We start from the raw sequence: 12,225 nt of genomic DNA on the forward strand, positions 1-12,225 counted from the left end.
CTCTTGATGCAACAGTTATTTACCTTGTTCTACTTCCATTTCAGCTTGAGCCTTCCGTCTCGATCGAAGCGAAAACGGCCCTCTTCCCACCCCGTCGCAAACAGTGCAAGGTTCTGGTCGTAATACAGAGCGGAGTGACCATAAAGGCTGGTGGCGCCGTCCTTGCTGGCTGTAAGGCGGTCGTTCTGAGCCTTTGCCTGGCTCATGCGCCCTGTTGTGACCAGGTAAGGGATCACAGCGGCTGAAAATCCAACGGTACCTTCTGGATTCAGTATCTTTCCCGCGGAATCCACCTGCAGCGGTGGCGTTGGGGCGGTTTGCATGTAGCGCCCCATGCCCTGCAGATATCCCAGCGATTCGGAGACCCCAGCGGTGTTTTTGTCGGACATGCCCAACCAGAGATACACGCGGATGGCCTCATAGGCACCTACCGGCGTGAAGTCGTTCTTGCCGGTAGCAAGCTGTGCCGGGGTTCCGCTGGGGTGTACACCCGATCCTGCGGTGACCCAGTCCATGACGTACCCGGCTGGCGAGCTTCCCTGTATCAACATGGGATAACTTTCCAGCAGCGACGTCCACGGGCCCTGTGGCGAATCTACCCGCAGCCGCGCCACCACCTGTGGCGGCGTGTACGAGGGGTTCAGGATGAAGGTGTTCGGATCGGGATGGAAGCCCTGCGGACCGGGGAGCAACACTGTTCCCAATCCGGGCACGAGCGCGACTTCACTTTGGGCGATGTGACTTGCCAGCACGGTGCCAAGTTTCGCGAGACGATCGTCCTTCCACAAACGGCCGGCCTCGACGAGGTCATAGGCCATCCATAGATCAGCATCGGCTGCAGAGTTAGCATCGAGTGTCTTCCACTGGCCATCCGGCGATTTACCCCAGTTCCATGCGGGGAGGCGCGCCGTCAGATCCCCACCGGCCAGGTTGTCCTCTGTCCAGCGGAGCATCTTGTCAAAGGTCGGACGGTCGTTTGTGACGAGCGCGAAAAACATGCCGTACGCCATGCCTTCGCTGGTGGTGTGGTCATTCGCGTCATGATCGATGACTCGGCCCGATGCATCCACAAACTTCGCACGATAGGCCTGCCACAACGGCCAGGGAACCTCTGCCCGGCAGCCCGTCTGCGACAGCAACGTCACACACGCGATTGCAGCCGCCGCAGTGCGGCGGAAGCAAGCACGCCATCCTTTTCGTACTCCCAGCATTAGTCCTCTCCCTGCAACCGCAGCCGTGCACGACGGCGGAGCGATACGCGGATGAGCGCTGCCAACAAAATGGAGGCCACAATCACCAGCAATACAACGGATGCAGGGAATTCAGAAAAGAACAACTGGAGACGTGTCCAGATTGACAACGAACCGACCTTATAGACGTCGTTGCCAATACGGTAAGAGACAAACTGTGTTCCGTGCAGCACCGAGACAGACTGCGAAATGTCCGACGACGAGCTGACGCGGAGGAAGGTGTTAAGGAACGCCGGGATAACGGAATGATCGCGCAGAGCGATTACAACCACCGACCGATTGGAACGCGCTGGCCACTCCACGCCTTCCACCAATGCGTCAGGAAGACCGCCCGAGACTTCCAGTTCTCCCGTCTTCACGTGATCGGAGGAACGAACCTTCCACCATGCGTGTTCCAGCGGAGCAAAGAAGCCCTGGGTGTCGGAGATTTTGAGACCACCGGTGGAAACCTGCACCGGCAGGCGGTTGTTCAGTTTGGCAAAGGCCGTCTGATCTTCCACGGTGCCCAACACGATGTAGTCCTTCTTGCCGTCGGACTTCAAGCCATCGGGTCCATCCACCGTAACGTCGATAGCGGGATAACCAGTGGCAGCACCGAAGTGGCCCATGAGGGTCAGGAAGGCCTCGATCTCGTCCGCACCGGGGTTATCGGGCAGGATGAACGAGGTTTGCGAAAGGTCCTTATATCGCGTGAACGGGAAGCCGGCATTTGAGAACAGTTCCAGATCCGGCAGGACTGCCAGATGCGGAATGTCACGAATATCCAGATAGGAGTCCTTGATGATGGCTCCCTGCAGGTTGAGCGGTGCCGTGTCCTGGCACTTGTTCTTCTTCGCAATCTGGAAGACGAACTTCAGGCTCATGGTCTGCGAGAACGGACGCATGTCCACGCGTGGGACTGGAATCTCCGTCTCAAGACGTGCCGAGGCGCGATCCGCATGCGGCATGGGCGTGGACGACACGTACGCCGTATTCATGTAGACCTGCAGCGTGCTTTCGTTCGCCAGCGGTACCGGGTTGTACCGGTAGTCCATGTGGAAGATGAGGTTGGCGCGCGAACCATAGTAGAGATCTGGCGGCAGGCGCATAAAGACACCCACGGGGACTGAGCCGTCACCCTGAAGATCGCCGGTCTGCATGAGTTGACCGACGGTCGTCAGACGATCTGTAGGCATCCAACGCGGCGCGTCATCAGGCTCGCTGGGAGCAGGATGCGTCACGGATGCGGATACCTGATTCCCCTGCCACATGTCCTTCTGTAGCGAGAGCGCCTGTGCTGCCAGCACAGCATCAGCAGCGGAGTTTCCGGTGAGTACCAGCACCTTCGAATAGGGGTCGGACGGATTCGTCCTCATGGCGATGGTGGGGCCGCCGGTAGACTGCACATTCAGCGATGCCGGGAGCTCTCCTGCGTTCTCGCTGATCACGATGACGTTGCCCTGCGGGATCTGTCCGAACGACACCGGGAAACGCACCTTGCGGTAGTCCGTGAGTACACCGAAATACGATGCGACGATACCCGCGGCCTGCATCGCTTTGGTCGACGGCTGGTTCAGGAAGACGATGGGCACCACGGGGTGCAGGTTGACCGCTGCGTCATAGAACGGCAGTGGCAACAGCTTCAGATCATCCTGCAGGGGCAGCAGATTGCCGGTGAGTTCAATGGAGCTGTTGTTGTCGACGTGTGACCACAGCGTGGAGTGCGAAGGATCTTCGCACTGGAGCGTGTAATGGCCGATGAACTCAAAGGTGATTTGGTTGTCGCGGACCAGCATGTCCGCAGGCATTTCCAGCGTGGCTTCGAGCAGCGCATTGTTCTCGCCGACGCGTGTGACGGAGAGCTTCTGACTCTCTGCAATCTTCTCTGAAGGTGTCAGATCTGTGGGTGTCTGCTTTGGTTGCTGCGTGACTGGCAGCGTAGCGAAAAGCGTGCCGTTGACGGAAACCTTCAAATGGCTCAGCGCCGGCAAGAGGCCGGGTGAAAAGTGATAGCGCAGATGCAGAGTTGCGGTTTTTACTACCTGCGTCTGAGGGACAGCGAAATAGATCGAGTGATATGCATCCACGCCACGTAGAACGACGGTGTCTGCAACGCCCACATCCTGTAGCGTGAAGACGTTGTCGAACTGTCCCGGGGGCATGACTCGCTGTTGCGGCGCAGAACCGGCTGTCTGTCCAAGTGCACCGACGGCCACATTTGCTGCACCGCTCTGCGGTGCAGGGGGCACCATCATGCCGGGTGTCTGTGCGTGTAGTGAAACGCCACCCAATCCCAACAACATTCCCAGCGTGAGCAGCAGCGCCAGCGGGGCGATTCCCGTACTCAGCGCACCTTTTCCACTACCTGCGTTCTTCTTCATCAGACCTCGGAAGGTTTCTCTCAACCCAATTACTGCAAGACTCAGAATGCGCGCCAGACTCTTCAACGGACGGTCGGCCTCACGAGCTTCTCCCCATCCCAGCCATGTATCCGCACGCGAGTACAGCACCTGCGTCAGCGCCTCTTCTTCTTGAATAGAGAGCGGATCAAACTGTGCACGGAGTTCTGTTCCATTGACCCGAACGATGGTGGCAGGAAGCGACTCCTCGCCGTCCAACACCGGGAAGTGGAGCCGTACTGGTTCCCCGCCCTCCACCATGGCGGCTTCATCGGTTTCCATCATCACGCCACCGCTGGAAACGTCGGCCGTTACACCGGTAAGCATGGTTCCATCCGGCAGCTCCACCGTGACCGGCACCTGCATGGTGACGCGCACCGTTTGACGACGCTGTTGGCTTTCCCATGCCACACCGCAGGCAACGCCGAGGATGAGGATGTTGAAGCACGTCCACATCACATTCATGAGGATCGTTCCGGGATGCGTGCCGTCATACATGTTCGCGAGAACGTTCAACGGCCAGACAAGGCTGCTTCCCGGGAAATGGAAGTACCGCGGAATCGCGCACAGGATGCCCAGGAAGCTAAATGCGAGCATCGTGAGGAACGGCAGCGCGATACGCGAATCGAAGAACCTGCGACTGACCACACCACCCTTTGCCGTTACGTTGAACGAACCCAGCTTGGGGTTGATGATGGCCATGAATGTGGGCAGGAAGATGTACGGCGCCAGCACGGTCTCGTAGATTTCGTTCCAGAACGAATGCCGGTGTTGCCCCTGAATACGCGAGTTCGTCATGGACGACAGCACAAGGTGCGGAAAGGCGTACGCAAGGATGGCTGCCCAGTAACCCGGCACGTTCGTGTGGCCAAGGATCAGATAGATCAAAGGAGCGAAGAGGAAGATGAGACGCGGCAGACCGTAGAGGAAGTGCGTCATCGCGTTGAAGTAGCAGAGCCGCTGCATGGGCTTGAGGCCCGGCGCAAACAGCGGATTGTCTGTACGCATGATCTGGATCATGCCGCGTGCCCAACGGATACGCTGCTTCACGTGACCACTGAGGCGTTCTGTGGCCAAACCTGCCGCCTGCGGAATGTTGATGTAGGCCGTGTTCCAACCATTGATCTGCATACGCAGACTGGTGTGAGCGTCTTCTGTAACGGTTTCGACAGCGATGCCGCCGATTTCATCCAAAGCTTCGCGACGCAGGACCGCGCAGGAGCCGCAGAAGAAGGTGGCATTCCACAGATCATTGCCGTCCTGCACGATACCGTAAAACAGTTCGCCTTCATTAGGGATGGCGCGGAACTGGCCCAGGTTACGCTCAAACGGATCGGGCGAATAGAAGTGGTGCGGCGTTTGCAGCATGCCCAACTTACGATCGCGCACAAACCAACCGACCGTCACCTGCAGGAAGGAGCGGGTGGGAACGTGGTCAGAATCGAAGATGGCTACAAGCGGCGAATTCAGGCGCTTCAGAGCGCGATTAATGTTGCCAGCCTTGGCGTGCGCGTTGTCGTCGCGCGTCATGTAACCGATTCCCGCTTCTTCGCAAAAGACGCGAAACTCTTCGCGCTTGCCGTCATCCAGAACGTAGACGTTCAGCTTGTCCGCAGGCCAATCGATAAGCGTGGCCGCGAGCGCTGTGTAACGAACCACGTTGAGAGGCTCGTTGTACGTCGGAATCAGCAGGTCGACGGCAGGCCAGTCTTCCGGATCATCCGGGAGCGGCACCGGCGTGCGACGCAGCGGCCAGAGTGTCTGGATGTAGCCAAGGTAAAGAATGGAGAACGAATACGCTTCCGCCAGAACCAGCAGGAAGATGAAGAACGCATCCAGGCCGCCCCACTGCGAAGCGGGATCCATGAAGAACTTGATGACCGTGGAGATACGCCAGTAGGCGTAACGAAACGTGGAATAGCAGGACGCCATCATCAGCGTGAGCGTGATGAGGTATGACGAGGAGGAACGGTCCATCCATACCGCGATGAGAACGGTCACCACGCCAAGGATGGCCTGCTGCGGCCACGTGAGTTCCAGCAAGCCGGCATACACCAGAAGACACACACAGCAGAAAACCACTGTGGTGCGCAGGAGAAGCATGGGATAGTTATCGCCGCTTTCAAACTCCTGCCAGAGTCGCGTTTCTGTCATCGTTCACTCCAGCGGATGCTTCGCATACTGTTCTGCGCTGGTGCCGCAAGATTGCGAGCCCACTCCGCCAGATGCATGTAATCCTCTGCAACCGGTGATTCCGGTGCGTAATCCATAACGGTCATACCTTCGGCCAGCGCCTCGGCAACAGCGGGTGAGCGCCGGATCATTACCGGCAACAGGCGATCTCCGAGTTGCTGACGCATCACCTCGCGCACATCCAGATGCAGCGGCAGCGAGGCATCAAACTGGTTCAAAACATAGTACGGACGAACGGGACGTCCCTCCGCATCCTGCGCTCCGGCAAAGAAGCGTTCCATATTCTTGATACCAAGGACAGAATTCATATCCGGCGTAATGGGTACAAGAATCTTGGCATGCTTTTCTGCCAGACGACGACCTAACCATGCACTGGAACCGTTCAGATCAAGCAGAACGCGCTGCGTGCCGCGAGCGTGCCGAGTGATCTCCTCCAACAGGGCTGCCTGACCTTCGTCATTTCCATTCAGCCGCTCCGCCTCGTAATTCACCATGAAGACAGGCGCGTCCTTGCTGTCTGGTGGAGGCGAGAAGGTCCGCACCACATCCGGACGCAGTTCGCGTGCGCCAAAGTAATACGGCAACAACCCGTGTGGCGTGACATCCGCCAGAAGAACTCGTTCCCCCATGGAGGACAGCGTGCGGCCAATGGTGGCCACCATGCTGGTCTTGCCCACACCGCCGGACAAAGACATGACACAGAGCGTTGGCACTGACACTTCCTTGTTGCGCGCAGGGACAGCAGGCTCCGCAGGAGTTTCTGTATTTCCAACAAGACCCTTTAAAGCAAACCAGCGTGCCGCAACACGTTCGCGCGATTGCTGGAGCGTGTCTCCCGACGCACGCGAGGCCGGACGACTCGGCGACTCGCTGGGAACAGGTCTTGCCTGCGGCACTTCCCTGTCCACTACGTATTCAGAAGCAGGTGGCGGGGTTGGTCGAACATCATGGGCAGCGCGGCTGTCCGAGACACGTTCGACACGGCGCGTTTCAGAGATACGAGCAGGAGCATCCTCACTCTGGTCGTTTTCACGTACATGCGTTTCTCCTCGAGATACAGTAAACGCATCCGGCAACGGAGGAAGGTTGAATCCGCCATCCGGAGCAGGTACAAACTGCCCGCGGTGTGCTGATGAACGCGCACGCTGCTCTTCATGGGGATTCTCTTCCCCATAGACGTAGTCGTGCTCACCGCTCGCGAAAGGGTCTGCTATGGGTCGTTGCTGAGGCGATGGAGTCTCAGAAGGCACACGCGCTTCGCGCCCGAGCCATTCTGGACGTTCTTCCGGCGAACGCACAGGCTCATCCCGTTGCTCAGGCGGCAGACTCGCGTCTGACCAGCGCCGATCCGTTGGGAGGCGACGCATGGCCTTCAGGGATTCTGCGCTGTACTCCGCAGCTTCGGACATGCCGGCGGACGGACGGGCGGCGGATTCCTGTCGTGAACGACGGGTCGTGCGTGCGGAAATATCTGTCGCAGATTCACGGCGACGCACGCGCGTGTCCAATCCGTGTGGACTACCGGGCTCTGGATCCTGAGAACGCGTCACGCGGCGTTCGGCCGATACAGATGAGGGACGCGACGAATGGCTACGCGGCGGGATATACAAATCGCTCGCAGCGGAATTCAGATCAGAGGAACTATGCGGGGCAGGTGGAGTTACAGACGAGGCGCTCTTGCGATCAAACTGATGGTCGTAATAGCCGTGATCGTCGATGTCCCGCGCACGCATCTCATCAGAACGATGCAGACGCTCCCACTCATCGGGTCGATTGCGCTCTTGCGAGTCTCCCTGAGTTTCCATGCGACGTTCCGGGTAGGCATAGCTCTCCGTGTAGGGAGAACGCGAACCAGAGGGGCGTGGACGGATGCCAGAAGAAAGCAGTCCATGCGGATCGCGCTCCTGCGGGGTGGCCGCAGGCATTTCAGTACCTTCTTTGGAGCGGTAGTAATTTTCTGCGATCCTGCGCTCTGAGGAGACGCGCTGCGGAACGGAACTGCGGACGCCTTTGCCTGGAGCAAACGCCGTAGGCTCCAAGTGTCCTGCGTAGTAGTAGGGATCGTTGATTTCGCCGGGTAACTGCTGGCGAGTTGAATTCTGATAACGCGCGTCCACCTCAGCGTAACGTGCAGCCTGCTCTTCGACGCGGCGGCGTGCTTCTTCCATCTCGCGCTGCGCGTCTTCCAGAGCACGCTTCAGACTTTCAGCCGTCTCCACATGACGCTGCGCGGCCTGGCGCTCGCGTGTGGCACGTTCCTCAGCAAGCAGACGCGCCTCTTCAGCTTCTCTACGGGCAGCTTCATCGGCGGCATCCTGCTCCCTGAGGCGCGCCTCTTCCAGCTCTCGTGCGGCAGCCTCTTCTCTAGCGTGCGCGGCGTCCAATTCAGCCTGACGCTGCGCCTCCACCATACGGTGGCGTTGCTGTGCGCGGTGCTCGCGACGCTCTGCAGAAAAGTCACGGTACTTCCCACCATGAACATTCGCCCATGTGTACAGCACAGCAACGTCTTCCGGTGTCTCCGGAGTTCCCGTGAGGTGTTCGTCTTCTGCCGGATTCAGGCTGTTATCGTCCATGCTTCCGTTCTCTCCGCCTTACTTCAAGGGCATCCTCAAAACCGGCACAATAACAAAAGCGGCCACAGCGGGCCGTCGCCGGTTCCAGACCGGCAATCGGACGAGGTTTGCACATCAGCTGGTGCGAAATGCACCCTGCTTGAGGAGAGGCTACGTTCCTTACCATCTCAAGTCAACCTACGTATCTGCCACTAAAGTTGCATGGGAATCCAGAGCGGAACGCCCTGCCCCATAACGGGAAACTGTTTGGAAACAATCAGGTGGGAATGGTGAGAGGTCTGGGACTCGAACCCAGGACCAGCGCCTTAAAAGGGCGATGCTCTACCAACTGAGCTAACCTCTCGAACAATTCAAGAATACCTGATTCTGGCCAGAATGTCGGCCTGCCTGGCAGTGGAAGAATGACTCAGATATTCTGCGCGAACCGTTCGCGATACTCCCCGAGCCTTCTGTGCGCCGATTCGCCACGCTCTGCTTTACTTCGTGCAGCCGGCTGTCATCTTTTTCACGATGTTGGTCGTTGAGAAGCCTTCCACGGTGGGCACAATCTCCACGCGGCCACCTGCGGCAAGAACATCTTCATGCCCCACGACAGTCTCCACGGAATAATCGCCACCCTTCACCAGGACATTCGGCTTGAGAGCACGAATTAATTCCAGCGGCGTCTCTTCATCAAAGAGCACCACCATATCCACGCAACCCAATGCAGCCATCACGCGTGTACGTTCATTCTGGCCAACGATAGGACGCGTGGGCCCCTTCAACTCGCTCACGGAACGATCCGTGTTCATGGCGACCACGAGCTTCGAACCATAACGGCGGCAATCTTCAAGCAGGGTGACGTGACCGATGTGCAGAAGGTCAAAGCAGCCGTTGGTGAATACAACCGTCTCGCCCGATTCCTGCCATTCAGCAATGCGTGCTGCGGCGCGCTCCATATCCAGCACTTTTTCAGCGGAGGTAACTCCGCCGGAAACGGTCAACTCTGCGACGATCTCGTGCGCCGTTACAGGCACCGTTCCCAGCTTGGCAACGACGATGCCTGCCGCGATGTTCGCCAAGTCTACTGCCGTACCGACCTGCAGACCACCGGCCAGGCCCGCCGCAAGCGTTGCGATGACGGTATCGCCCGCACCCGACACGTCGAATACTTCGCGTGCACGCGCTGGAGAATGAATCTCTTCTCCCTTGCCATCCGCATGGAGCACGCGAATGCCTTTCTCACTCATGGTGACGGTGAGGTAATCCATGTGTAAGGAGCGCAGCAGATCACGTCCTGCCTGCAACAGAGCATCTGTCTGATGCGCAGGAACACCGGTAGCCATGCTAAGTTCATTCAGGTTGGGGCTGATCGTGGTGGCGCCGCTATACTTCGACAGATCGCGCGTTTTGGGATCCACCAGAACAGGTACACCCTTCGAACGTGCTGCGTCGATCACGGCATGGCAAAGCGCATCCGTCAATGCACCTTTCGCGTAATCCGAAAGGATGACTGCCTGCACAGACGCAACTGCCTTTGTGGCGAAATCGCAAAGTGCCTGACAATCGGTGTCATCGTGATTGTCGCGGCTTTCCACGTCAATGCGCATCAACTGCTGCGTGCGGCTAACGACACGCGTCTTTGCGATGGTGGGAAGTCCGCAGTCAACCAATCCTGAAGCGTCTACACCGGAGTCTGCCAGCAGCGCACGTAGTTCCCTTCCGGCAGTGTCATCTCCTACAAATCCTGTAAGTGTTGCCTTCAGGCCCAATCCAGCAAGGTTCATCGCAACGTTTGCTGCGCCACCCGGGCGGGAATATTCACGAACCTGCCGCAGTACAGGAACAGGGGCTTCCGGCGAGATGCGTTCCACATCGCCCACAATGTAGCGGTCAATCATGACATCGCCAACTACCAACACACTGAGTCGGCCGAAGCCATCCTCCAGCAGGTCAAGTACCTTGTGCAACTCGGGAAGCATGCCTCTCCTTCAAGACGTCTTTGTGACGGACATCTTCATGGTAGCGGTAAGCGCAGCCAATACTTCATCAACAGTGATAGAAAGCAGACATTTGCGCTTTTGTTCAATGCAGGTCTCTAAAGCGCATCCCCAACAGTCAACATGGTGGTAAATCACGCGATGATGTTTTCCGAATGGAAACCACATCCGCGGTTTGTTACGCGCTGCAAAGATAGCAACGCAGGGCGTTTGCACTGATGCGGCAAGATGCATGGGGCCACTGTCATGGCCCAGAAACACACGGCACCTGCTGAAGGCAACCGCACTCTCACGCGGCGATAGTTTGCCGCAAAGATTGACAACAGGACCGGCCCCCTCAACGGAACGCCAGCCATCTGCTGCGAACTCGCTCGCCTCTGATTCTTCAGGAGCACCTGCAAGCACCAGGCCGTGGTTTGGGTACAGTTCTGCAACGCGCGATAGCAGTGCACGCCAGTTATCGCGCCCCCAATCTTTCGCCTGCACCTTGGTTCCTACGCTGACCGCGATGCATGGCAGATGTGCCACGGGTTCCAACAAACGATCGGCTGCGACAGTCTCATCTTCGGTGAGTCGCATGTCCCAGCTTGCGGGCTCGTTCAGGTAAGCCTCGCCCAGAGCGCCGATGTTGCGAGCTAATCGTGATGCCTCAGGCTCCAACATACCTTCCGCGTCCACGCGGCAGCGCTGCATGTCCTCAGTAACCGGAATGCCGACGACGTTACGTATGCCGCAGATCGTGCGGAAGAAACGCAGATCACGCTGCGCAGTGACAGTGCCGCGTGCGGCCATTAGATACACCAGGGTGTTTGGCCGGAAGCGGCGAATGCGGAACGCGAGTTTTAACAACTCCCAGGGGCTGCGCGTGCCCACCGTGTAGCGCTCGTAGCCGTGGATGAGGCCGGACTCGCCGAGGACGGCCGCTGCTGCTGGAGCCTTGCCGGAAACGGGAAAATTTGTCAGCAGTTTGCGCTCTGCCATAGGGAACGCGCGTTCCACCAAATGAAGCGATGGAAGTGCTATCAAAGTGTCGCCCAAACTACCCAGGCGATAGACTAATACCCTACGTGCTTTGCGGCTGATAGCGGCGCTCCTTACTGTACCCGTTACACTCATTCTCACCTGCATGCTACACGCCGACACCGCTTTCGACCCCACGCCAGAACTGACACATCTGCTTGATGCGCAGGCTGAAGCGCAACGTTTTGCGGAATATACCGCGAGTTGGCATGTTTCCAACTCTGACCCATATGAGAATGATTTATTGCAGCGTTTACACCGCAGCAACTTTGATTTGTGGCATCTGGAAGATCGCGCGCGCGACACCGACGCTACCGATGCGGTGATCGCGGAAGTAAAGCGCGCCATTGATCAAACCAACCAACGGCGCAATGACCTGGTAGAGCAGGTAGATAACACGTTGATGTCAGCCCTGACGGCGGCGGGACTCCCCAATCCCAACTCGCCGTTGCATTCGGAGACACCGGGCATGATCCTGGATCGTCTTTCAATCCTCTGCTTGAAGATCTTTCATACAGAAGAAGAAATGCAGCGACAGGACGCATCCGAGGAACATCGGGAACGCAACCGCCAGCGACTCACTATCTTGCGCGAACAGAGCTCTGCCTTGACCGGCTGCCTGGCGGATTTATGGCAACAGGTAGTGCGTGGCGAGCGGCGTTTTCAGCTCTACCGACAGATGAAGATGTATAACGATCCCACCCTCAACCCGGTGCTGTACGCTGCTGCGGAACGCAACCGGATGTCTCGCCCTTGACCGCGTCGCGACACTCCCGTATAACGCATAGCGAACACCCGTTGCCAACTTCATCCGTCCCCCAAAGCAAAT

Annotated in this window: 6 protein-coding genes and 1 tRNA gene; 1 reads left to right on the plus strand and 6 read right to left on the minus strand. The window is 58.1% G+C overall.

What is annotated here, in order from left to right; genetic code table 11:
* Positions 1 to 29 precede the first annotated feature (29 nt).
* The 6 genes from bcsZ to JAO32_RS04535 form a co-directional block, all read right to left on the minus strand.
* A complete protein-coding gene (gene bcsZ / locus JAO32_RS04510) occupies positions 30 to 1,211 on the minus strand; it encodes a cellulose synthase complex periplasmic endoglucanase BcsZ (RefSeq protein ID WP_334237922.1) in 1,182 nt (393 codons plus the stop codon).
* Entirely contained in the window at positions 1,211 to 5,782 is a 4,572-nt protein-coding gene (gene bcsA / locus JAO32_RS04515; protein ID WP_334237924.1) for a UDP-forming cellulose synthase catalytic subunit, read from the minus strand. Before bcsA ends, bcsZ begins: the two co-directional genes overlap by 1 nt.
* Positions 5,779 to 8,397: a cellulose synthase operon protein YhjQ/BcsQ gene (locus tag JAO32_RS04520; RefSeq protein WP_334237927.1), complete on the minus strand. Its 2,619-nt coding sequence runs from the start codon at positions 8,395 to 8,397 to the stop codon at positions 5,779 to 5,781. Before JAO32_RS04520 ends, bcsA begins: the two co-directional genes overlap by 4 nt.
* Before the next feature lie 267 nt (positions 8,398 to 8,664).
* A tRNA-Lys gene (locus JAO32_RS04525) sits at positions 8,665 to 8,740 on the minus strand.
* A gap of 133 nt (positions 8,741 to 8,873) precedes the next feature.
* A complete protein-coding gene (gene hldE / locus JAO32_RS04530; protein ID WP_334237929.1) occupies positions 8,874 to 10,358 on the minus strand; it encodes a bifunctional D-glycero-beta-D-manno-heptose-7-phosphate kinase/D-glycero-beta-D-manno-heptose 1-phosphate adenylyltransferase HldE in 1,485 nt (494 codons plus the stop codon).
* 9 nt (positions 10,359 to 10,367) lie between these two features.
* Complete coding sequence (locus JAO32_RS04535; RefSeq protein ID WP_334237931.1) at positions 10,368 to 11,357, minus strand: glycosyltransferase family 9 protein; 990 nt, start codon at positions 11,355 to 11,357, stop codon at positions 10,368 to 10,370.
* A 145-nt stretch (positions 11,358 to 11,502) separates the two neighbouring features.
* On the opposite strand from JAO32_RS04535, the gene JAO32_RS04540 reads away from it, so the two are divergent.
* Positions 11,503 to 12,153: a DUF4254 domain-containing protein gene (locus tag JAO32_RS04540; RefSeq protein WP_334237933.1), complete on the plus strand. Its 651-nt coding sequence runs from the start codon at positions 11,503 to 11,505 to the stop codon at positions 12,151 to 12,153.
* The last annotated feature ends 72 nt before the right edge of the window (positions 12,154 to 12,225 follow it).

The sequence above is a fragment of the Terriglobus sp. ADX1 genome (assembly GCF_036877645.1).
Taxonomy (GTDB): Bacteria; Acidobacteriota; Terriglobia; order Terriglobales; family Acidobacteriaceae; genus Terriglobus.